This is a genomic window from Levilactobacillus sp. HBUAS70063 (assembly GCF_038374745.1).
Lineage (GTDB): Bacteria > Bacillota > Bacilli > Lactobacillales > Lactobacillaceae > Levilactobacillus.
In genome coordinates this window covers 389676-410603 of record NZ_JBANSM010000001.1, presented here as the reverse complement: position 1 = coordinate 410603, position 20928 = coordinate 389676, and the positions used below count along the sequence as shown (strand labels likewise).

Sequence of the window (20928 nt, the reverse complement as noted above, 5' to 3'; positions counted from 1 at the left end):
AAATTATGTTTGTAGATCAAGTTAAAATTAACGTTAAGGCCGGTAAGGGTGGCGACGGAATGGTTGCCTTCCGCCGGGAAAAATTTGTGCCCAACGGGGGTCCAGCCGGCGGTGACGGTGGCCGCGGGGGAAACATCGTGTTTGCCGTGGATGAAGGCTTGCGGACGCTGATGGACTTCCGGTACCAACGCAAGTTCAAGGCCAAAAATGGCGGTAACGGTGCGATTAAGTCGATGACCGGTCGTGGCGCCACGGACACCATCATTAGCGTGCCCCAAGGTACTACGATTTATAATGACGAGACCGGTGCGGTGATTGCCGACCTAGTGGCCAGTGACGACTCCGCCGTCGTAGCCAAGGGTGGCCGCGGTGGCCGGGGCAACATTCACTTTGCATCGCCAAAGAACCCCGCGCCGGAAATCGCCGAAAACGGGGAGCCGGGGCAGGAATTCGAGATTCGTTTGGAATTAAAGGTCTTGGCCGATGTGGGTCTGGTTGGTTTCCCATCCGTGGGAAAGTCCACGCTGTTGTCCACGGTCACAAGCGCCAAGCCGAAGATTGCCGAATACCACTTTACCACGTTAGTGCCTAACCTGGGGATGGTCCGGTTACCCGATGGTCGCGACTTCGTGATGGCTGACTTACCCGGACTGATTGAAGGCGCCGCTAACGGGGTGGGGCTGGGCTTCCAGTTCCTGCGCCACGTGGAACGGACGCGGGTCATCTTACACTTAATCGACATGAGCGGTCTGGAAGGCCGCGATCCGTACGATGACTTTGAAAAGATTAACGAAGAACTCAAGATGTACGATCCGGATATTTTGAAGCGGCCGCAAATCGTGGTGGCCAACAAGATGGATATGCCGGATTCTGCCGACAATTTGGCGAAGTTCAAGGAAGACTTGAAACAAGATCAACTGTTGGCAACGGCACCCGAGGTCTATGCCGTCTCCGCCTTGACGCACGACGGCTTAACGCCACTCCTGCAACGGACGGCGGACATCTTGGCCGCTACGCCGAAGTTCCCGGTTAAGCAAGAAGAAGTGGTCGAAAAGGCCGAATACGACTTCAAGCCGGAACCCGACTTCGAAGTGACGCAGGATGCCGATGGCACTTGGGTCTTGACCGGCGACAAGCTGTTGAAGCTCTTCCGGATGACCGACATCAACCACGATGAAAGCCTGTTACGGTTCACGCGGCAGATGCGGGGGATGGGCGTTGACAGTAGCCTTCGAGACCACGGCGCCAAGAACGGTGATTTGGTTAAGATTGACGACTTCACCTTCGAGTACATGGCCTAATCATCAAGCATAACGCGATAGAAAAACCGTGAGCGCCTTGGATTCAGATCCAACGTGCTCACGGTTTCATTTTGGCTAAGTTTTTTGAATTTAAATCGGTTAGGCCGGGTACCAGCGCCCACCGCGTTTCAACGCATCTCTAGCGAACGGTAAGGCGGCCAGACCGGGCTAGTGAAGCCCGGTCGCGAGTCACAACGTCAGTTTGAGCCAAGACGTTGGCTTGACCACTTGTTTCTTGTCGGCGAAGGCCCCCGCGAATTTAATCTTGACGGTCTTCATCGTCGGCTGGGTCTTCTCACTAGCCAACCCCGTGGCGAAGGTGGCGAGCTTGCCCTTGGCCGGAATAGTCTTTCCGGCGCTGGCGTCACTCAGCTGGTTGGCCGCGTTGAGTTGGTGCTGACGACTGAGGCGAATGGCCTGAATCCCATCGGTAGCGAGATCCCGCTTACCTTGGTTATAAATGGTGAACTTAACCTGGAGGGTGTAGTACGGGCTCTTAATCTGAGCTAAATTCAACGCCTGGGCCGCCATGCGTTTGGCTGCCGCGGTCTTGGCGGTATTCTTGATCAGCCGTACCGTGGTGACCTTGTAGGTGAGCTGACCGGACTTGATAGTCGTCTTAGGATGACTAACCTTGGCCAGCGTCAACTGGGTACCGACCTTATCAAACGTATACTGGCCGGAACGCCTGAGATTTCCGGATTTGACGTACTGGCGACTCTTGGTTTGCGCCGCCTTAGGACGGTAGGTCTGGGCCTCCTCTTTCTTCGCGGACGAGGAAGCCGTGACAGCCGCGTCCGGTTCCTTTGCGCTGTAGCTACTGGACTGGCGACTGCTACTCTCCTTGAAGCTGGCGGTGCTTTGATGGCCGTTTGACTGGCAACCGGTTAAGCCTAGCGTGAGCACGGCCAGGCCCACGAGTAGGGATGCCTTGAGATTGTGCATGGTAAAACTCCTTTCAACCGAATAAAATTTGGTGGGGCACCAGGCGATAGCCGTAGAGCCGTTGCGGGGGTTCCTGAGCGATAAACAGGCTGATCTGCTGGTCAACCTGCTGCGTGCGGGTCCGCAACTGGTCTAAGGTTAAGGGCCGGCCTGGTCCCGTGACGAGGTGAAGCTGTTGGTGCTGGGTTTGTAGGTCCACCACTGGCACACGCTGGCCGTCATGCTCCCAGTAAAGGCGCAGGGCGGGGTGCAGGTCGATGGTCGAGAGGTTAAAGTCAATGAGCCGCATGCGGTATTTCCCCCAATCACAAGCTTACCTTAATTATACCGAATTTTGAATCAGAACCCTAGTCACAATCACGTTTACAGTCGGGGAGGCAGTTTTGAGAGTTGCGATTTCGGCCAAAATCCCCTAAAATAGTGGACGGACTTTAATTATAGAATAGGAACGAAAAAAATATGGAAATTCAATTTTTAGGGACGGGCGCCGGGTCACCCGGAAAGTTTCGGAATGTGACCAGTACGGCGTTGCGCTTACTCGATGAGCGTAATTCAGTGTGGCTGTTCGACGTGGGCGAAGCCACCCAGCATCAAATTCTGCGGACCACGTTAAAGCCGCGGAAGATTGATAAAATCTTTATTACCCACCTGCACGGGGACCACATCTTTGGCCTGCCAGGATTGCTCAGTAGTCGCTCGTTTCAGGGCGGTAACGAACCCCTGACCATCTATGGGCCCAAGGGCATTCGCGACTTCGTAGAGGTCAGTATGCGCGTCTCAGAGACCAAGCTATCTTACCGGATTCACTACCGTGAGTTGTCGGCGGATGGCCTGATCTTTGAGGACGATAAGTTCCGGGTCTACGCTCAGCACCTGGACCATCGCATCGAATGCTTTGGCTACCGCGTGGTGGAAAAGGACCATCCGGGTGAATTGATGGTCGCTAAGCTTCGCGAGGCCCAGATTCCCTCTGGCCCCGTCTATGGAGAATTAAAGGCCGGCAAGACGGTCACCTTACCCGATGGTCGGACCGTCAATGGCCAGGACTTCTTGGGGCCGAGCCAGCCGGGCCGAATCGTGGCCTTTCTGGGCGATACTCGGCAGACGCCGAATGCGGCGCGGTTGACCCAGGACGCGGATGTTTTGGTTCACGAGAGCACCTTTGCCAAGGGTGAAAGCAAGTTGGCGCGTTCCTACTACCATTCAACCAATATTCAGGCGGCGGAATTGGCCAAGCGAACCCACGTGAAGCTACTGCTGCTAAACCACATCTCGGCCCGCTACACGGGGAAGATGGCGCTGGAGTTACAACACCAAGCTCGAGAAGTCTTCAAGAACACGCGCGTGGTGAAGGATTTCGATGAAATTAACGTGCCGTTTCGTAAGATTAAACAGGAGGAGACCCAACAATGAAAAATCAATGGCGAATCGTCTTAACTATTCTCTTAGTGATTATCGTGGCAATCTTTGCCATCTTAAACGTGGAAAGTGTCCCGGTTTCCTTTGGTTTTACGACGGTTCACTGGCCCTTGATTCTGATTCTATTGGTCTCCATCCTGATTGGCGCAGTGTTGATGATTCTCTTCTCGACGATTACGGTCTTTCAGCATAACCGGGCTTACAAGGAGCTGGAACAGACCAGCCAAGACCGGATTACTGCGCTACAGAAGGATAATGACCGGTTGACCAAGCGCCTGCAGAACTCCAAGAGTAAGCAGGTCACGGGGCAACAGGAACAACAACTTCAAGACTTAGAACGTGAAAATGCGGCGTTGAAGGCGCGATTGGCTAATCAATCGACCGACACCGCGAAGTAAGTAACTGAAGGACAGAACCGATAGAGAGGAGCGGTGCCAGTGACACCGCTCTTCTCCCGTTTAGAAAGGATGATTTGCTGGTGATTGCCGCACAATACCAATGGGACATTAAAAACGTTGATCAGCCATCAACCGAGGCGCAGCAGCTGGCGCAACAGGCGGAGATTTCGCCGATTGTTGCCCAAATCTTGTGGAATCGGGGCTATCAGACGCCGACTGCCGTCCACGACTTTCTCAATCCCGGCCCGGAACAGCTCCATGACCCGCTACTCTTGCACGATATGCAAAAGGGCGTTGACCGGATTGAGGACGCGATTGGCAACGACCAACAGATTACGATCTACGGGGACTACGATGCCGACGGGGTAACCAGCACCGCCATTCTGTACGAGACCCTTAATGAAATGGGCGCCAAGGTCAACTATTATATCCCGAATCGGTTCACCGATGGGTATGGTCCCAATGTCGCGGCCTTTAAGAAACTCATTGCCGCGGGGACCCAGCTGTTCGTGACGGTGGATAACGGGGTCGCCGGCAACGACGCCATCGCGGCCGCCAATGAGGCGGGCATCGACGTCGTGGTCACCGACCACCACGAGTTGCCCGCGGAATTACCTGCGGCCTACGCGATCATTCATCCGCGTTACCAGGGAGCCGAGTATCCCTTCGGTGGCCTGTCCGGTGCCGGGGTCGCCTTCAAGGTGGCGCAGGCCTTAAGAGAAGAGATTCCCCAGGATGTTTTGGACCTGGCCGCCATCGGGACGGTGGCCGATTTGGTTCCGTTAATCGATGAAAACCGCGTGCTAGTCTACTTTGGCTTACAACTGCTCAAGCAGGACGAGCGACCGGGCTTACAGGCCCTGATGAGCGGGGCCGGGATTAAACCCGACGAATTGACCGAACAGTCGATTGGCTTCGGGATTGCCCCCCGGTTGAACGCTCTGGGTCGTCTGGAGGATGCGGCGCCGGCGGTCGAGTTACTGACGACGCCGGATTTCGCCGTGGCCAAGGACTTGGCTCAGCAAACGGAGTCGCAGAACCGTCACCGGCAGGAACTGGTCCAACAGATTAGTCAATCGGCGTTGGCTCAGGCCGAGGACGCCGACCACCGCGATCGCGCCGCCCTGATTATCAGCGGTCACGATTGGCACGAAGGCGTGCTCGGCATTGTCGCCAGTAAAGTGGTGGAGACCACGGGTAAGCCGGCGTTGGTTCTGAATGTCAATGCGGACGGCCGGGCCAAGGGGTCGGGTCGTAGCGTGGACGCCTTTAATCTGTTTGCGGCCTTAGACCCGCACAGAGACCTGATGACGGCCTTTGGGGGCCATCACATGGCCGTGGGCCTAACCGTGCCCAGCGCGCAGTTAGGGGCGTTAGCGGACGCCTTGGATCAGGAGGCGGCCAACCAACATTTGACGGAGAGCGGACCGACCGCGGTTTCGGTGGCGGCGGCCCTGGACGTGGCGGCGGTAACGCCCGACTTGTATCAGGACTTGGCCCAGTTGGCCCCGTTTGGGACGGACAATAGCCAGCCATTGTTTGCCTTCGAATCGGCCAGTTTGACGCAGGTCAAGGCGATCGGTAAGGACGGGTCCCACCTAAAGTTCCGCTTGCAGGAGGGCGACCACCAACTGAATGCCATCCAATTCGGTGCCGGACGCTACGTGGATGCGTTGACGGCGGCCCCGGATGATGCGGCGGTCTTAGGGGCCATCGAGGATAACGTCTGGCAGGGGCGGCATTCCCTGCAGTTGATGGTCAAGGATTTAAAGTTAACCGAGAATCCGATTCAGGATCAGCGGACGACGCAGCTCCATCAGGCCATGTTTGCCCAAGCCGGGACCTACGTGTTCTTCCATCAAAATGTGTTCCGCCAGTTGGCTAACCAACTGCCAGAGTCCGCCACGCCGGTCCTGTTTGACGGGAGTGCGGTGGCCCAGTTGCCGGCCGGATCGACCGTGTTTGTGGTCGATTGTCCCGATGCCACGGCGGACTTAACCACCGTCTTGCGGCAGCTACAACCGGCTAAAGTGACCGTTTATCTCTATAAGAAAGAAAGTCTTTCGCAATTAGGGATGCCAACTCGCGCGCAATATGCTAAACTATTTAAGTTCGTTGCAACGCATCGACAAGTAGATGTGGGGCACCAGCTGACGCAACTTGCAACTTTCCTACAGATTCCGCGGACCCAGTTAATCTTCATGATTCAGGTCTTCTTCGAATGTGGCTTCGTCACCATCGACCATGGGCTGATGGATGGCGTGGCGCATCCGGCACACAAGGATCTGACGACTGCCCCGAGTTACCAGCTTCGACAACAGCAGATGCAGACGGAGACGGAACTCCTGGCCTGCTCGACTGCGGCGTTAACGAAGCGTCTCGCCCCATTGATATAAAATAAAGGAGCTACTCTATTATGGCAACTGATTTTACGAAATATATTGCTTCCGTTCCGGATTACCCAGAAAAGGGCATCATGTTCCGGGATATCTCCCCATTAATGGCGGACGGTGAAGCCTTCCACGCCGCAACCGATGAAATTGTCGCTTACGCTAAGGGCAAGGGTGTTGAAATGGTGGTTGGTCCCGAGGCCCGCGGCTTTATCGTGGGTTGCCCGGTGGCCTACCAGATGGGTATCGGCTTTGCGCCGGCCCGTAAGGAAGGGAAACTGCCCCGGCCAACGGTCAAGGCATCCTACGACTTGGAATACGGCACTTCGGCGCTGTACCTGCACAAGGACGCCATCAAGCCGGGCCAAAAAGTCTTGGTTACCGATGACTTGCTGGCCACCGGTGGAACCATTGGCGCCACGATTCAATTAGTCGAAGATCTCGGCGGTATCGTGGTTGGTACGGCCTTCCTGATCGAATTGAAGGACTTGCATGGTCGCGACAAGCTGAAGGGCTACGATGTCTTTAGCTTGATGACTTACTAATAATCGATAAAAAAGACGCGCTCAACCGAAACTGGTTGAACGCGTCTTTTGCGTACGGAACTAAAGATTGGAAGATAGAGATTGACTATAACGACTATCATCGCGCAACTTATGACGCTAATCCTAGTCGTTTACAATTTTGTAGTGAAAAGCGTCCGCCATAGCAGGTGGAATCCCTGGCAGGCGCAGGCTCCTTGGTTTCACCAATTTTAGTGAGCAGAGCACCGTTGTTACGGGAATCAGCGCGTTAATTCTACTTCCAACCTCTAATTAAAATAGCGTTAGTTGGCAATCATGCCGCGGTGCTGGACGATCATGCCGGTGACGGTGAGGGCCGTGGCGAAGGCGGCCAGTAGCCAGATGACCGGAACCCAGGAGTGACTGAACTGCTGGAGATACCCGAAGAGAATCGGGCCCACCGCCGCTAGTAGGTAGCCGGCCGATTGGGCCATGCCGGAAATGGCGGCCGTCTGGTACGGATTGGTGGTCTTTTCGGTAAAGAACATGATGGCCAGGTTGAAGGCTACCCCGGACCCCAGCCCGGTGACCAGGCAGACCACCGTGAGAAAAGGAACGGATTGGGTGTCGATTAGCCACGTCAGCGGGGCCGCCACGTAGCCGAGTGCCATGATTCCCAGCAACCAGCTGACCCCGTGGCGCTTGTTAAAGAGTAACGGCACCATGAAGGACAGCGGTAGACCACTGATTTGAAGTAAGGTCAGTAGGTTACTGGACGTGATGGTGGAAACGCCGTGGACGGCCAGAATCGACGGCAACCAGGTGATGATGGCGTAATAGACCAGCGATTGGAGACCAAAGAAGAGCGTAATTAGCCAGCCCAGGGGTTGGTGCCAGACGCTTTGGTAATGGGGGATGTGGGACCGTTGTTCGGCGGTCAGTGGCGTCTGACGCTGCGAGCGGACGTTGGGCAACCACGCAAAAATGGCGATGATGCTGATGAGGCCGAGGTAGGCTTGCGTGGCGGCGAGGCTGGTCCGCGAGATGAGAATCCCGGAGACGGCCGTCCCGATGGCCCCAATCAGTAACATGGAGAGCGTGTAGAGGCTGGTGCCCAGGCGAATCTTATAGGGCATGTGCTCCTTGATAAGGGCCGGCACCAGGACGTTTCCGCTGTCGATCCCGATCCCGACGAGAAAGGTCCCGAAGAGTAGCGCCGCTAGTGTGGGGATGATTCGGAGATAGGTCCCGGCGATGAGCAGCAAGAAGAGAGCAAAGACGGTACGGGCATTGCCCCAGCGCTGGGCGAGTTTGACGATAATCGGCGAGAAGATGGCGAAGGTCACCAACGGAATTGAGGTGATGAGTCCCGCCATTGAGCTCGGCAGATTAAGTGTCTTTTCAATGCTCGGTAACAGGGGTGGAATGATGGTGATGGGCAGGCGGAGATTGGCCGCAATGAGCATCATACCAATTAAGAACCACCGCGATTGTGTTTGTTTCAAAATAAAAATCCTCCTAAAAAATCCATGATTTCATTATAGCCCGGCACCGGGACGGGTAAAAGGGGAACAGGAACTTTTCATGAAAAAACGCTCGAATTTTGATCTATTTTCTGAAAAGGCAAAATCAGTGCTGAACGCAAAAAAACAGAGAGGGGAGGACCTCTCTGAAAGCTTCAGTGACAACTTAAGGTTGGACGGATTATTCGGTGACGGCGACGTCGTTTACGACCACGACATTGGGCGCGGCGTGCTGGACCACATAGTTCGTGGTGGATCCCACGATCATCCGGGAGAAGGCGTTGGTCCCCGTCTTGCCCATCACGACTAAATCAATCGCGGCATCGGCGGCGTTGGCGACATCGACAATCACTTGCTTGGGTGCGCCCTCACGAACAATCAGGGAAGCTTCCAAGCCGGCGTCTTCGACGGTTTCCTTCGCTTGCTGGAGAATCTCTTGACTGGATTGCCGCAGCCCCTGAATCACGGCTGCATAGCCACCACCGAGTCCTTGCGGAGAGAACTGGGTGATGTCAATCACATTCAGTAAGACCAGCTTGGCCTGCCAATCCTTGGCCAGGTCAATGGCGGACTTGAGCGCCTCGTTAGCGTTGCTGGAACCATCGAGTGGAACGAGTAAGCGTTGGTACATGGGGGTTACCTCCTTTATGCTTGACGTGGGCAGCAGACAAGATGACTCATTTTTGAAGATGGGTTAAGTGCCATTACTTCCAGTTAACTAATGAACTAGATTAGTTAATGGTTATACTATAACTTAAAAGAGATTGTTTGGCAAGTAAAATGCCTAAAAATAAAACGACTTCGTGGTGAAGTCGTTTAAAAAGGCGATAAATTAGTGGATTATTGGTTCTTTTTAGCGATGAAATAACTGTAGAGAGCGATGCCGAGGGCAATGACGGCAAGAACGATGGCGATAAGCTTGACCATACACGACTTCCTTTCTGCTGGTTAACGACTAACTTTAGTATAAGGAAGAGGGCCGGTCGAATGCAAGTCGCTGGTGATGACGGAAAATTAACGGTCGCGTATTCAGTTAATAAATGTCGCTTAATTTGTCGAGCCATGGTATCGTTCAAGGTAAGGGCTGGTCGGTTGGGTCAACTGAATTAAAGGAGGCGGACCATGTTTTCTGCAGAGCCGGGTGCCATGGCTATGATTGAGGCGAGTATGGAAAAATATAGCCGTCATTTTGAGCAAGAGTTTCCATTGTATGTGTACTTACGGGTGACGCAAAATGAAAAATATAATTTTTCAATTGAGGGGGCCTTACGTCTAGCGGCCGTCATTGACCGCGCGATTGCGGAGAATGTTGCGGTATATGTCCCAGAGGGTTATCACGATCGGTTGTACTAGGTGGGCTAGCGCTGGTGTACGGAATATTGGGGACAAAAAACCAGCACTTCAAATGGCCTTTGAAAGTGCTGGTTTTATCGATTAATTAGATTAAGGAGAGTACAGGATTTGAAGTGTTCTCTATAAACGTTGATATAGCGGCCTTTAACGCGGCTTTTTTGAAAAAGTGCACCAAAAATGCACCAGTATTTAATTGATTTTAGTCAAGGCTGTGAGCGTTCTATCGTCTTCGATACTTTGGTCAGCCTCTAGAAGATGGGCATAGATGTTTCTCGTAATCGCGGTATTTTTATGGCCTAAACGTTTTGAGATGTACTCCATTTTCACACCTGAGTAAAGTAGATAATTAGCGTGGGTATGCCGTAGACCATGAAAACTGATTCGCTTAATGCCTAATTCTTTGTGATACTTTTTTAGAAGTGAATCGCAAGCACCAGGACTTGGAATACGACCACGTTGGTTCATGAAGACAAGGTGATCGGGATTATCCAATTGAGCTGCCATTTGGAGACTATGAAGCTGTTTCAAGTGATTTAGAAGTTTGTCAGTTACTGAAATCGTGCGGATGCTAGATACAGTCTTAGTTCGTTTGAACTTCTGACCGTAGACGTAATCCCACGATTTATTAACTCGAATTGTTTTCTTATTCCAGTCAACATCGGACCAAGTAAGAGCCGAAACTTCCGCAACACGCATGCCCGTCAATAAGCCGGTGTAAATCATAGACTTACTCGTTGAGCTGAGTTTGATGTTCGTATTGACTTCAGTCGCCAACTTTTTCATATCATCTAGTTCAAGATATTTGAGCTGAGTAGACTTACCAGCGTGGCCGCCAAGTTCTACATGAAAACAAAAATCGGACTTAATGAGGCCATCAGCAACCGCATCAATAACCGCGGCGTGAATATGTCCATGCAATTTTTCAACTGAAGCTTTGCTGTGGTAGGGTTCGTCCCCATTTAAATGACGGCTGGCACGCTGTGTTTCGTCTCCATGAACAAAGTCGTTAATGAATTGTTGATAGCGCAAACGGGTCATTTCACTTAACTTGACGTGGGGGAGCAGGGTCTCAATTTGTTTGTGAGTGTAGCGATACTCTTGTTCAGTAATACGTGCTAACTTTCCAATCTTGTAGGTGTTCAACCATTCTTGATAATAGTCCTCAAAAAGTATAGTTGGATCTGCCTTTCCAATAGATTTGTCAAACTTAGACTGTTCCAGTCTGTTGGCCCATTGTTCAGCTTCTTTTTTTCGTGAAAAGCCGTTCTTATTTTTGAAATGGCGTTTACCTACCATAAAGGTGATATCATCAGCGTTAGCAAGATGTACGTACGGTCAACTGGTTCGACGGCCTTTAAAAGTGACGCAGGCTGGGTGACTGGTAAGAAAACGTGGGTCAATAATTACTACTATGTAGATCGTGATATTAAGCAAATCAAGACGCTTAAGGTGGTCAGCACGTATAAAGATGCTGACTTAAAGACTAAAGTAGGTACTGCTAAGCCTGGTGTTTACACAGTGGCTAAAGTGGTCAAGCGTGGTAATGGCTACTGGAGTTTTAAATTAAAATCTGGTCTGTATATCTCAATTCGAAAAGACCTAACCAAGAAACTGAAGTAAAGTAAATCCCCGTACTGGTTGCAATGACTGGTACGGGGATTTTTTTATTTAGGGGACTATTGTATAATTACTCAAATGAAAGGTTGTTGCCTAATGGATGAAAACAAGCAAATATTTTTAGACTATTTAAAGCAAATATACGATCAAGCAAATGAACATTTGCGGGAGCAGGAACATAAGAGGGACCAGGTAGTTACATTTTATGCGGTTTTACTTAGTTTTGTAATTACTGCAAATCATACTATTCAAGTAAACTTTGGTGGACCTATAATGATGATGCTATTAGATTTGGCCCTATGCATTATCGGAGCAACGGTATGTATTGCAATTGCCAGTTTGCGCGGTTGGCATACGCAATACTTGGATGCAATTTATGTAATTAATTATGCGATGGCTCATCAAGAGCACTATGCAAGTGTAGATGATTTAAAGAACAGAATTCAAGAGATGTTAGTAAATAATCAGAATTCAGCGGATGGACCAACCAAGGAAACAGAGCCCCCACTAGTTAAAGTTGGAAAATGGGTTACGCATACCGTGACATATACCGAAGATAGTATGTTTTATGGGGTCTGGATTTTCTCCATGGTTCCATTGATTATGATTGAGCACAGTATTTATGAGTTGGTTAAATCGAAAAATAACCAGATTGGATTGTTAATTATTTTGATGTTGGTCTTTGTACTGATATTTATATTTTATTTTCGATATATGCACCGATTACTAAACAAAAGAGTTAAGAAAGCAAATTCTTGGAAAACTTGGATACTTGATTTTGATTATTATAGCAATGGAAAAAAGAATTTCAGCTACTATGATGTCAATATTAATCATGGAATTCTATCTCTAAAACAGAATACTGCCGGTGTAGTGACTGTCCCAACTGTAGGTAATCAGTATTTGATGATTAAAATTAAAAGATCTGACGGTCGTTTCAATTGGGAGTTTCCACGAGGGTTTGTTGAACCAAAAGAAATGGATGGTGGTGTGATTGACTATTTAGCAGCAGCCAAAAGAGAACTTAACGAAGAATTAGGAGTGGCTTCAGTCAATGTAATAAAAGCAACTGATTTAGGGGAGGTAGAACCGGACTCTGGATTGATTACAAGTTCAATACATGTAATAAGCATTGATATTTCTGAGTTAAAAGAAGTTAAGTTGCAGTCATCGGAAAAGATAGTTGCGTACAGGTTAATGGATATAGCGGATGTTTTAGCGGAAGTCAAAAAGGGAATGATTATTGATGGATTTACATTAAGTGCGATTACACTTAGTCAGAATAGAAAATAAAAGACTCTGTACCTGGTCTTAATTGAGCAGTACATTTTTTGCGCAGACTTTGCGCGATAGTGGTACAAATGTTGATATATCAACGTTTTGAAATCCTGTACTCAGCCCACTGCGCAAAATGCTCAATTCAGACGACGCCTAACCCTATACGTATCAATCGATTCTACGCGCAAAATATGCGCAAAATGGTTTGTTTTTCTTACCTTTTCTAGCCCGTTCTAAAAAATAAGAACCCTGACAAACGTTGATTTGCCGGAGTTCTTATTTTTACTTACCGTTCTCTACTGCTCTAATAAGGAGAGTACAGGATTTGAACCTGCGCGCCGGTATTAGCCGGTTCGCCGGATTTCGAGTCCGGTGCATTACCACTCTGCCAACTCTCCAAGTCACTACTTAGTATATTTTACCAATAATGACCATAAATGCAAGGGGATTTTCAAAAATTTGGTTGGGCGAGGACCGCCGGATCGAACGGGTCAATCCAGGCCGGGTCCGCCGCGTGGAGTTCCAGGGGTGAAATATTGGTACTATCCAGCTTAGCGGCTAAGACTTGCTTATCTTCTTGCCGAGCCGTCGCAATCTCCCAGTCGGTCCATTCCGATTGCCAGGTCTCACGACTGATAATCACCAAGATGCGTTGTGAACGTTTGATTTCCCGCCGGAGTCGGCGCTTAATTCCGGCCGCCCGGGCGCCTAAGAACTTTTCGGGCAACCGTTGCTCGTGGAAACTAATGGTGGGAAATTCCCAGTGCTGATCGGCCCATTCGAGGAGCTGCACCTGGAACGAGTGGGCTAAAGGATCGGCTGATTGATAGCTGATAAATAAATCGCTCATGTGGCAAACTCCCTTTCTGATTATCACTAGTGTAGTCCGCTAAGAAGACAAAGCCATGACAAAAATGTTTATTTCTTATGAATACTATATAACAGAACTAATTCATAGGTCAATCGAGTTGGCCATTAATGGGGTGATTCAACTAGCTCTAGTTTAGGCCTTACTGGGCCCGAGGGGCGTGTGGATCGCCGCTAAACGGGGACTTCGTAAACGTGCGCCGATTAATTAATTCATCAAAAAAGCCTGACAGCGGGTAGTTGTCAGGCCGATTTATTAAGATGTCAATTTATTTAGCGCCAACTTTTTCCTTCGCGGCGACCTTTTGATGAGCGGCCACGGCTAATTCGGGGAACCAGATGGCAATCTCATGGTGGGCGTTCTCCCGGCTATCGGCCGTGTGGACGATGTTCCGTAAAATACCATCGGGATATTCGTGGGCGTAATCGCCCCGGATGGTCCCAGGCTGGGCATCGTTGGGCCGCGTCTTACCGGCCAGGTTGTGGACGGCCTTGACCACATCGGTCCCGGTCACGATGATAGCGACCAGTGGGCCTTCCTGCATGTAGGTCTGGATTTCGTTGAAGTAGGGCTTATCGACCTGCTCCCTGTAATGGCGTTTCAATTGGTCGGTTGTCGCGTTGACCACCTTGAGGGCTGTGATTTGGTAGCGCTTACTTTCAAGCCGTGAAATAATTTCACCGATATGTCCTTCCGCAACACCATCCGGTTTAACTAATACTAAAGTTTTTTCTGAATTCGCCATGGTAGAGAACCTCCTTGAGTTTTTAAAGCGTCCAAGTTATAGCGGGTATAACGAGTTGTTAATTCAAATTGTAGACTAACCTTTCCGCAACGTCAATCGAATTATGAATATTTTGTTAGCGTTTTCATTATTTTGTTTTTAAGCATGAAAAAAGTCCGAGACGGGCTCGGACTTTAACGCTTTATTCGGGGTCGCCCATGATCATCCAGAGGATTAGGTAGGCAATCAACCCAGGGAACATCGGGGTGATGGCAAGTAGGACAAAGATGACGCGCGCAATATTAGAATTCCAGTCGAAGTGCTCGGCGATGCCGCCGATGACCCCGGCGAACATGCGGTCGGTGGCTGAGCGGTGGATACTTTTCATGAGAACATCCTCCCTTGCAGATTAGGATTGAAAATCAATTTTGTTAAAGAAATCGACGTGGATGTCGTCATCCGTGATTTCTAGCTTGGTGATGCTACCGTTGATGGTGGCCACGCCCTCATCGAGTTCCGGGGCGTAGCGGTCGATGATGGACCGGATCGTCATGCCGTGGGAGACGACGAGCACCTGGTCACCATCCTTAGAATTGGCCCGGAGCTTGTCGAAGCCGCGGTCGAGACGTTCCCAAAACATGGCGTTGTTTTCGGCTTCACCGTACAGGTCGGCCTGGTGAATCAAGTCACGGGCCTTCTCCAATCCGTAAGTGCCGAGCACCTTGGATTCGGAGGTCAGCCCCACCTGTGCCCCCACGAATTGCCACATCTGATTCAGGTCATTGCCTTCGAAATAACCATGGCACTGTTCCCGGAATTCCGGGTACTGGTAGGTCACAATGTTCATGTTATCCGGATTTTCCTTCAGCGCGATGTGTGCCGTCTCAATGGCCCGGCCAGAATCACTACTGTAGGCCGCGACAAAGGGAATCCGACTGAGTTGTTGCCCGGCGCGCTTAGCATCAGCCCGACCCTTCGCGGTGAGGGGGGAATCAATCCAGCCCTGCACCTTATTATAGTGGTTCAACATGGTTTGACCGTGACGCACAAAATATGCCGTAATCTTCTTCATTTTACCGAGGCCTCCATTGATCAAGTAAGTGTTTACAAGTTTAGTATATCAAGCTTATCAAGGGAACGCGAAGATTTTGCCGCTAAATTCAAAAAAGGTCATATGTTCGCTGGAATCCAAACAATAACCATGCTAAGGTAAAGGTTAATTAGGAGATGGTGCGTAATGAATACTGAGAGCAGTTATCGTTATTCGGGAGAACATGCCCTGGACTTGGCCCAATTAGCAACGCGCGTGGAGAAGGGGCCCAATCAGGCCGTCATCAACAGTGCGTTGGCGGCCAACGTGGCGACGTTGAGTGATTTACAGGCCCGGTTGTATTCGCAAAAGAAGCACGGGATCATTGTGATTCTGCAGGGGATGGACACCGCCGGCAAGGACGGTCTGATTCGACACGTCTTTAGTGGCCTGAACCCGTCCGGAACCAGCGTGGTCAGTTTTAAACAGCCCACGCACTTGCAGTTGGACCATGACTTTCTTTGGCGGATCAATCAGGCGTTGCCGTCTCGCGGGGAGATTCGGATCTTTAACCGCTCGCAGTACGAGGACGTGCTGATTAGCCACGTCCATCCGGAGATGTTAACCACCCAGAATTTGCCGGGGGTGGACGCGGTGGAAGACGTGGACGATAAATTCTGGAATCACCGGTATCACGACTTGCGAAATTACGAAAAATACCTGCGACACCAAGGTTTCGAGGTCATCAAATTCTTCTTACACCTGTCCAAGGACGAGCAGACCCATCGCTTCGAACGCCGGATCGAGGTGCCTAGCAAGAACTGGAAGTTCGCGCCCAGCGACATGCAGGAGCGGGCATTCTGGGATGACTATCAAGAGGCTTACACCCGCATGCTGGAGAAGACCGCGACGCCGAAGAGTCCGTGGTACCTGATTCCGGCCGATGACAAGGGCGTTGCCCGACTGACCGTTTCGAATATTCTAATCGATCGCTTGCAAGCCTTGCACCCGGAATATCCGAAGGTTAGTGCGGATACCAAGCGGAAGTTGCGTGAGGTGCTCCAACAGCTGAAAGATCATAAATTATAGGGCAATTGGTAGATGCAAAAAGCTATCTATCGGCAATTAGGACGGGGTTTCATATCCGTAAATTGTAACATACAACTATCGAATGAAACGTGATTTTGGCCACCGCTTGACTCGAATCACGAGACTTTCGATAGTTTTTTGATGCTACTGATTGTTAAGAGTTCGTTAGGGATTGGTGGTGACGGCCACTGGACGCCAAATTGTGCAGTACAATCGTTACAGTACATTACGCGTTGATCCACTAATGGTGATGGGGGTCAAACACCGTCACGGTCACGCAATCTTTTAGGAGGTCTCAATAGATGAGCATCAGTGTTGGTATTGATAAAATCGGTTTCTACACGCCAGGACTCTACTTGGACATGGCCGAGTTGGCAACCGCCCGGGGCGAGGACCCTAATAAGTATTTAATCGGGATTGGCCAGTCGCAGCAGGCGGTGATTCCCCCAACGCAGGATGTCGTGACCATGGCCGCCAACGCCGCCAGTCAGATTCTCACGCCCGAGGTCAAAGATGACGTAGCCATGGTTCTGTTTGGCACGGAGTCCGGTATCGATAACTCGAAGGCCACGGCCGTGTATCTGGCTCATCTGCTGGACCTATCCAGTCACACCCGCGCCGTTGAACTTAAACAGGCCTGCTACGGGGCCACGGCTGGTCTGCAATTGGCCGCCGATTACGTGCGGGTCCATCCCGCGGCCAAGGTCTTGGTCATTGGGGCCGATATCGCCCGCTATGGCCTGCGGACGGCCGGTGAGGTCACGCAGGGTGGCGGTGCTGTGGCGATGCTGGTGGCCGCGAACCCCCAGATTTTGGCGTTGGAGCCCGTCAGCAGCTACCACACCGCGGATGTCATGGATTTCTGGCGTCCTGTTTACCGGACGGAAGCCTTGGTCGACGGCAAATATTCCACGAATGTCTACCTCGACTTCTTTAAAACCGTGTGGACCGACTACCAGCAACAAACGCAGCGAACGATTGCCGACTTTGATGCGTTTGCCTTCCACCTGCCGTTCACCAAGATGGGCCGTAAGGGCTTGCGCCAAATCCTGCCGGAGGCCGCTGCCGACCAGCAAGCCACACTCAAGGCGGCCTTCGAGGCCAGTCAGGAGGACAACCGCCACGTGGGGAACCTCTATACGGGTTCGCTGTACCTGAGCTTCCTGTCGCTGTTGCGGCACGGCCAGCTGACGGCGGGCAATCGGATTGGTTTCTTCAGTTACGGGTCCGGGGCCGAGGGCGAATTCTTCAGTGGTCTGCTTCAACCGGACTTCCGCCAAGGCTTCGATGACGCGGCCTTAACACAACTGTTGGCGCAACGCCAACGGGTAAGCGTGGCCGAATACGAGGCGATTTATCGCCGGCAACTCAGTAACGATGGGCGTGATGTTCGGCTCGCCGTGGGTGACGATGACGCGCCGTACTACTTGGCCGGCCGTCAGAATCAGCAGCGCCAGTATCGGCACCGTTAAAAGTAAAATTTGATCAGAAAAAACGCGCCCGGAAAACTTTTCCGAGGCGCGTTTTGTTAGCACCATAGCCGTTATTCGAATTGGTTTTTAATGACATAGCCGTCCTTGAAGACCAGCACCGGCGACTGCTGACCGACGCGCACCTCCAGGCGATAGCCCTTGCCCAGCGATTTTTCCAAAGAGCCGCTGGTTTTAGTGAAGTTCTCCACGAAGCGGGGCCATTTGGCTTGCTTGGCGAGACTTGGCTTCTTGGTGAGAGCCGCAATCGTCTGCTTGAGGTCGCTGTTGGTGACGGTTAGCGTATAGGTCTTGCTGGCGGCGTCAAAGGTGACGTCCCCCAGCTTGGTCAGGGCCTTAGCCAACTGTTGCTGCACGCTTTTCTCGTTGTCCGCCTGCGTGACACCGCTAGAACTCGCGGAGAAGGCCTGTCCGGACGGCGAACTAATCTGGGACTGTTTTTTGGCCGTGTGCGTGGCTGGTGCTGTCGACTGATGCGACCAGTACGGCAATTTCCAGATGGCAAAAACCGTTCCCAGCAGTGCCACCGCCAGCAGTAGGCTGACGCCGACCTTTGAGCCCCCGTTTTGAATGACCGTCAGCAGTGAGAAACCCGCAATTATCGTAATTAACCCACCCATGATTGCAAATCCAAGAATCATCATTTTACTTGCCCCCAATGTGAAGTGCTCTCAGTATAGCATGAAACAATTCGCTCGTGAAAGGGCTACCGCGAACCGTCGCTCAAATTCGAATAATATTAACAGATTTATTAAATTAGGCGGCCTTAACGTTTTATAACCGAATATTAATTAAAATGTTGTCGCTAAAAGTTAATGTTTCCGGTATAATAAGAACCATATTTGAGAGAAATGAGGAGATTAGTGTGACCAATGTTTATTTAGCAGGACCCTTCTTCGATGATGAACAGATTTCGCGGATTGAACGGGTGGAACAGGCCTTAGCCGCTAACCCCCCGCGTGAACAGCTTCTTTAGCCCACGGAAGAATGAAATCCCGGGGTTAACCATGGGGACCCCCGAGTGGGCCACGCAAACCTTCCAAATGGACGTCAACCAGATCGATCAGGCCGATGTTGTGGTGGGGATGGTTGACTTTGTCGATGACCAGGTGGATTCCGGCACCGCCTTTGAGATTGGCTATGCCTTCCACAGCAAGAAGCCGGTGGTCATCTTACATGAAAAGGACACGACCCTGAATCTCATGATTGCCGAGGGCCTTCACGCTTACGTGCGCGAAGCCGAGGCCTTGGCCGCCTACGACTTTTCGACGCTGCCAGAGAGCCACTACCATGGTGATGTCATCTAGAACTAAAAGAAGTGCGATCGGGCTAGCCAAGCGGCTGGTGACGATCGCACTTTTAGGTTTGTGGCGAAACGAAAGGCGCTAGGACCCGTTAGCCTAGCGCCTTAATTGACCATTTTAGTGAACGTCGTCGCGGAAGAGACCGACGACCTTACCTAAGATGCTGACATTGTTGAGAATGATGGGCGCCATCGTGTCGTTTTCCGGTTGGAGGCGGAAGTGGTCGGCCTCCTTGAAGAAGCGTTTGCACGTGGCTTCGTTATCCTCGGTCATGGCGATCACGATATCGCCATTGTCGGCGTTCTGTTGCCGGCGGACAATGACCTGGTCACCGTTGAGAATCCCAATGTTAATCATACTTTCCCCGCGGATAGTCAACATGAAGAGTTGATCGTCGTCCCGTTCAAACTCGGGTGGAACTGGGAAGTAATCCGTGGCTTCCTGCACGGCTAGGATGGGTTCCCCGGCGGTAACGGTCCCGAGAACGGGGATTCGCGTCTGTTGTTCGTGAACACCCAATTCCTCCAGACCAGCCGGCGTGACTTCCAGTGCCCGTGGCTTGGTGGGGTCCTTGGTCAACAGGCCCTTTTTTTCCAGGCGGGCGATGTGGCCGTGTACCGTAGAGGTCGAGGACAGGGAGACGGCTTCGCCAATTTCACGGACGGTCGGCGGATACCCTTTTTCATTTACCCGTTCCCAAATGAAGCGCAGGACGGCTAACTGTTTACTTTCAGAAGCTTTACTCATTTTTGCCACCTCGTTCGTCATTCGTAGTATAGTTTAATCACAGTGTAGCATACGTTCGCCACGTTTTCAAACAGATGTTCGGTTAAACGAGTTGAAATCTGAAATTAACCCTGATATGATAGGGCATGTCTTGAAACAACCGGATAAATTCTCCGCGCGATTCAATGGAGAACCTCGCGCACAATGGCGATGGGGTGACGACAGGCCCGGTCGCTTACCGATCGAGCGTTAAAAAATTAATTAAAGGAGGGCTGTTCATGGCGGAAGAAACGATGGACACCTTATTGGTACGGATCAACGAATTGGCACACAAGGCCAAGACGAGTGAGGGCTTAACTGCTGAAGAAACGGCTGAACGGGCCACGCTAAGGCAGAAGTACCTCAAGTTATTCCGGGCCAGCTTCAAGAGCCAGGTCGAAATGATGCAGGTTTACGACAAAAACGGCAAGGAAGTCACACCGGAAAAGGTCCGTAATATTCAGCGCAAAAAGGGTTTACGCGACAATTAATTCAGGGAGCGGGTCTTTTTACCGGATTCGCTCTTTTATTTTGCGTTAAGTTTGTGTAAAATTGTAAAATGAATGACTGCAAAAAAGGAGGGGAATACCTTGTCAACTTGGATTTGGATCATTATCGTCATCGTTGTCGGCCTGGGCTGTGCTGCCGGGGGCTTCTTCGGTGCCCGTAAGTACATGGAAAACTACCTGAAAGACAATCCGCCAATTAACGAAGACCAATTGCGTGCCATGATGTTGCAGATGGGGCAAAAGCCATCACAACGGAAGTTACATCAAATGATGAATGCGATGCAACAAAACGCGCACAACAAAAAATAGGTCTGGTTTTACTGACGACTCGCTTCCGGTTTTCCTGGGGGCGAGTTTTTTTGTTTGCATTTTACGGGATTTTCTGTAGAATTGGAAGGTCTGTTACTTTTTTAATCATATTT

At 51.0% G+C, this 20928-nt stretch carries 23 protein-coding genes, 1 tRNA gene and 1 pseudogene; 13 read left to right on the top strand and 12 right to left on the bottom strand.

Annotated elements, in window-relative coordinates:
- Positions 1-5 precede the first annotated feature (5 nt).
- Positions 6-1301: a GTPase ObgE gene (gene obgE / locus V8I28_RS02005; protein ID WP_341778444.1), complete on the top strand. Its 1296-nt coding sequence runs from the start codon at positions 6-8 to the stop codon at positions 1299-1301.
- Positions 1302-1490: 189 nt separating this feature from the next.
- Here the strand turns inward: obgE and V8I28_RS02000 are convergent, their stop codons facing one another.
- Together V8I28_RS02000 and V8I28_RS01995 are read right to left on the bottom strand one after the other, a co-directional pair.
- Positions 1491-2246, bottom strand: a complete 756-nt coding sequence (locus V8I28_RS02000) for a hypothetical protein (RefSeq protein ID WP_341778443.1) — start codon at positions 2244-2246, stop codon at positions 1491-1493.
- Between the two features lie 13 nt (positions 2247-2259).
- Entirely contained in the window at positions 2260-2535 is a 276-nt protein-coding gene (locus V8I28_RS01995) for a hypothetical protein (protein WP_341778442.1), read from the bottom strand.
- A 170-nt stretch (positions 2536-2705) separates the two neighbouring features.
- On the opposite strand from V8I28_RS01995, the gene rnz reads away from it, so the two are divergent.
- From rnz to V8I28_RS01975, 4 genes are all read left to right on the top strand, one after another.
- Complete coding sequence (rnz, locus tag V8I28_RS01990; protein ID WP_341778441.1) at positions 2706-3659, top strand: ribonuclease Z; 954 nt, start codon at positions 2706-2708, stop codon at positions 3657-3659.
- Positions 3656-4063 (top strand): LapA family protein, encoded by a 408-nt coding sequence (locus V8I28_RS01985; RefSeq protein ID WP_341778440.1) that lies wholly within the window; start codon positions 3656-3658, stop codon positions 4061-4063. Before rnz ends, V8I28_RS01985 begins: the two co-directional genes overlap by 4 nt.
- 80 nt (positions 4064-4143) lie before the next feature.
- Positions 4144-6459, top strand: a complete 2316-nt coding sequence (recJ, locus tag V8I28_RS01980; RefSeq protein ID WP_341778439.1) for a single-stranded-DNA-specific exonuclease RecJ — start codon at positions 4144-4146, stop codon at positions 6457-6459.
- Positions 6460-6479: 20 nt separating this feature from the next.
- Entirely contained in the window at positions 6480-6998 is a 519-nt protein-coding gene (locus V8I28_RS01975) for an adenine phosphoribosyltransferase (RefSeq protein WP_341778438.1), read from the top strand.
- Positions 6999-7279: 281 nt separating this feature from the next.
- On the opposite strand, the gene V8I28_RS01970 is transcribed toward V8I28_RS01975, so the two are convergent.
- Together V8I28_RS01970 and V8I28_RS01965 are read right to left on the bottom strand one after the other, a co-directional pair.
- Positions 7280-8461, bottom strand: coding sequence for a CynX/NimT family MFS transporter (locus tag V8I28_RS01970; RefSeq protein WP_341778437.1), 1182 nt, complete (start codon positions 8459-8461; stop codon positions 7280-7282).
- 199 nt (positions 8462-8660) lie between these two features.
- Positions 8661-9110, bottom strand: coding sequence for a universal stress protein (locus V8I28_RS01965; protein WP_341778436.1), 450 nt, complete (start codon positions 9108-9110; stop codon positions 8661-8663).
- A 491-nt stretch (positions 9111-9601) separates the two neighbouring features.
- Here V8I28_RS01965 and V8I28_RS01960 point away from each other — a divergent pair, with 491 nt between their 5' ends.
- Positions 9602-9832 (top strand): hypothetical protein, encoded by a 231-nt coding sequence (locus V8I28_RS01960; protein WP_341778435.1) that lies wholly within the window; start codon positions 9602-9604, stop codon positions 9830-9832.
- Positions 9833-10021: 189 nt separating this feature from the next.
- On the opposite strand, the gene V8I28_RS01955 is transcribed toward V8I28_RS01960, so the two are convergent.
- Entirely contained in the window at positions 10022-11128 is a 1107-nt protein-coding gene (locus V8I28_RS01955; protein ID WP_341778434.1) for a tyrosine-type recombinase/integrase, read from the bottom strand.
- 27 nt (positions 11129-11155) lie between these two features.
- Between V8I28_RS01955 and V8I28_RS01950 the strand changes: the two genes are divergently transcribed.
- Together V8I28_RS01950 and V8I28_RS01945 are read left to right on the top strand one after the other, a co-directional pair.
- A complete protein-coding gene (locus V8I28_RS01950) occupies positions 11156-11452 on the top strand; it encodes a DUF5776 domain-containing protein (RefSeq protein WP_341778433.1) in 297 nt (98 codons plus the stop codon).
- 93 nt (positions 11453-11545) lie between these two features.
- Positions 11546-12742, top strand: a complete 1197-nt coding sequence (locus V8I28_RS01945) for an NUDIX hydrolase (RefSeq protein WP_341778432.1) — start codon at positions 11546-11548, stop codon at positions 12740-12742.
- Positions 12743-13037: 295 nt separating this feature from the next.
- Here the strand turns inward: V8I28_RS01945 and V8I28_RS01940 are convergent.
- The 5 genes from V8I28_RS01940 to V8I28_RS01920 form a co-directional block, all read right to left on the bottom strand.
- Positions 13038-13125: transfer RNA gene (locus V8I28_RS01940), tRNA-Ser, on the bottom strand.
- Between the two features lie 53 nt (positions 13126-13178).
- Complete coding sequence (locus V8I28_RS01935) at positions 13179-13577, bottom strand: TIR domain-containing protein (protein ID WP_341778431.1); 399 nt, start codon at positions 13575-13577, stop codon at positions 13179-13181.
- Between the two features lie 286 nt (positions 13578-13863).
- Entirely contained in the window at positions 13864-14340 is a 477-nt protein-coding gene (gene ndk, locus V8I28_RS01930) for a nucleoside-diphosphate kinase (RefSeq protein WP_341778430.1), read from the bottom strand.
- A 181-nt stretch (positions 14341-14521) separates the two neighbouring features.
- Entirely contained in the window at positions 14522-14707 is a 186-nt protein-coding gene (locus V8I28_RS01925; RefSeq protein ID WP_341778429.1) for a PspC domain-containing protein, read from the bottom strand.
- A gap of 21 nt (positions 14708-14728) precedes the next feature.
- Positions 14729-15391 carry a histidine phosphatase family protein gene (locus V8I28_RS01920; protein ID WP_341778428.1) on the bottom strand — a complete coding sequence of 221 codons (663 nt, stop codon included), beginning with the start codon at positions 15389-15391 and terminating at the stop codon, positions 14729-14731.
- A 165-nt stretch (positions 15392-15556) separates the two neighbouring features.
- Here V8I28_RS01920 and V8I28_RS01915 point away from each other — a divergent pair, with 165 nt between their 5' ends.
- Together V8I28_RS01915 and V8I28_RS01910 are read left to right on the top strand one after the other, a co-directional pair.
- Positions 15557-16438 (top strand): PPK2 family polyphosphate kinase, encoded by an 882-nt coding sequence (locus V8I28_RS01915; RefSeq protein WP_341778427.1) that lies wholly within the window; start codon positions 15557-15559, stop codon positions 16436-16438.
- 302 nt (positions 16439-16740) lie between these two features.
- Positions 16741-17910, top strand: coding sequence for a hydroxymethylglutaryl-CoA synthase (locus tag V8I28_RS01910; RefSeq protein ID WP_341778426.1), 1170 nt, complete (start codon positions 16741-16743; stop codon positions 17908-17910).
- Positions 17911-17981: 71 nt separating this feature from the next.
- On the opposite strand, the gene V8I28_RS01905 is transcribed toward V8I28_RS01910, so the two are convergent.
- Positions 17982-18572 (bottom strand): hypothetical protein, encoded by a 591-nt coding sequence (locus tag V8I28_RS01905; protein ID WP_341778425.1) that lies wholly within the window; start codon positions 18570-18572, stop codon positions 17982-17984.
- 221 nt (positions 18573-18793) lie between these two features.
- Here V8I28_RS01905 and V8I28_RS01900 point away from each other — a divergent pair.
- Positions 18794-19235: pseudogene (locus V8I28_RS01900) on the top strand (nucleoside 2-deoxyribosyltransferase).
- Positions 19236-19349: 114 nt separating this feature from the next.
- Here V8I28_RS01900 and lexA read toward each other — a convergent pair.
- Entirely contained in the window at positions 19350-19979 is a 630-nt protein-coding gene (gene lexA / locus V8I28_RS01895; RefSeq protein WP_168849000.1) for a transcriptional repressor LexA, read from the bottom strand.
- Positions 19980-20236: 257 nt separating this feature from the next.
- On the opposite strand from lexA, the gene V8I28_RS01890 reads away from it, so the two are divergent.
- Complete coding sequence (locus V8I28_RS01890; protein WP_341778424.1) at positions 20237-20488, top strand: DUF896 domain-containing protein; 252 nt, start codon at positions 20237-20239, stop codon at positions 20486-20488.
- A gap of 99 nt (positions 20489-20587) precedes the next feature.
- The gene (locus tag V8I28_RS01885; protein ID WP_233670177.1) at positions 20588-20815 is read left to right on the top strand and encodes a YneF family protein; all 228 of its coding nucleotides are present in this window, start codon (positions 20588-20590) and stop codon (positions 20813-20815) included.
- Positions 20816-20928 lie beyond the last annotated feature (113 nt).

Excerpts from the sequence above, each read along its gene's own strand:
- V8I28_RS01955 (WP_341778434.1), bottom strand. The coding sequence starts at position 11,128 with ATGGTAGGTAAACGCCATTTCAAAAATAAGAACGGCTTTTCACGAAAA.
- V8I28_RS01915 (WP_341778427.1), top strand. The coding sequence starts at position 15,557 with ATGAATACTGAGAGCAGTTATCGTTATTCGGGAGAACATGCCCTGGAC.
- V8I28_RS01965 (WP_341778436.1), bottom strand. The coding sequence starts at position 9,110 with ATGTACCAACGCTTACTCGTTCCACTCGATGGTTCCAGCAACGCTAAC.
- ndk (WP_341778430.1), bottom strand. The coding sequence starts at position 14,340 with ATGGCGAATTCAGAAAAAACTTTAGTATTAGTTAAACCGGATGGTGTT.
- V8I28_RS02000 (WP_341778443.1), bottom strand. The coding sequence starts at position 2,246 with ATGCACAATCTCAAGGCATCCCTACTCGTGGGCCTGGCCGTGCTCACG.
- V8I28_RS01890 (WP_341778424.1), top strand. The coding sequence starts at position 20,237 with ATGGCGGAAGAAACGATGGACACCTTATTGGTACGGATCAACGAATTG.
- V8I28_RS01910 (WP_341778426.1), top strand. The coding sequence starts at position 16,741 with ATGAGCATCAGTGTTGGTATTGATAAAATCGGTTTCTACACGCCAGGA.
- V8I28_RS01945 (WP_341778432.1), top strand. The coding sequence starts at position 11,546 with ATGGATGAAAACAAGCAAATATTTTTAGACTATTTAAAGCAAATATAC.
- obgE (WP_341778444.1), top strand. The coding sequence starts at position 6 with ATGTTTGTAGATCAAGTTAAAATTAACGTTAAGGCCGGTAAGGGTGGC.
- V8I28_RS01950 (WP_341778433.1), top strand. The coding sequence starts at position 11,156 with ATGTACGTACGGTCAACTGGTTCGACGGCCTTTAAAAGTGACGCAGGC.
- V8I28_RS01925 (WP_341778429.1), bottom strand. The coding sequence starts at position 14,707 with ATGAAAAGTATCCACCGCTCAGCCACCGACCGCATGTTCGCCGGGGTC.
- V8I28_RS01935 (WP_341778431.1), bottom strand. The coding sequence starts at position 13,577 with ATGAGCGATTTATTTATCAGCTATCAATCAGCCGATCCTTTAGCCCAC.
- V8I28_RS01995 (WP_341778442.1), bottom strand. The coding sequence starts at position 2,535 with ATGCGGCTCATTGACTTTAACCTCTCGACCATCGACCTGCACCCCGCC.
- V8I28_RS01975 (WP_341778438.1), top strand. The coding sequence starts at position 6,480 with ATGGCAACTGATTTTACGAAATATATTGCTTCCGTTCCGGATTACCCA.
- V8I28_RS01920 (WP_341778428.1), bottom strand. The coding sequence starts at position 15,391 with ATGAAGAAGATTACGGCATATTTTGTGCGTCACGGTCAAACCATGTTG.
- lexA (WP_168849000.1), bottom strand. The coding sequence starts at position 19,979 with ATGAGTAAAGCTTCTGAAAGTAAACAGTTAGCCGTCCTGCGCTTCATT.
- rnz (WP_341778441.1), top strand. The coding sequence starts at position 2,706 with ATGGAAATTCAATTTTTAGGGACGGGCGCCGGGTCACCCGGAAAGTTT.
- V8I28_RS01960 (WP_341778435.1), top strand. The coding sequence starts at position 9,602 with ATGTTTTCTGCAGAGCCGGGTGCCATGGCTATGATTGAGGCGAGTATG.
- V8I28_RS01985 (WP_341778440.1), top strand. The coding sequence starts at position 3,656 with ATGAAAAATCAATGGCGAATCGTCTTAACTATTCTCTTAGTGATTATC.
- V8I28_RS01905 (WP_341778425.1), bottom strand. The coding sequence starts at position 18,572 with ATGATGATTCTTGGATTTGCAATCATGGGTGGGTTAATTACGATAATT.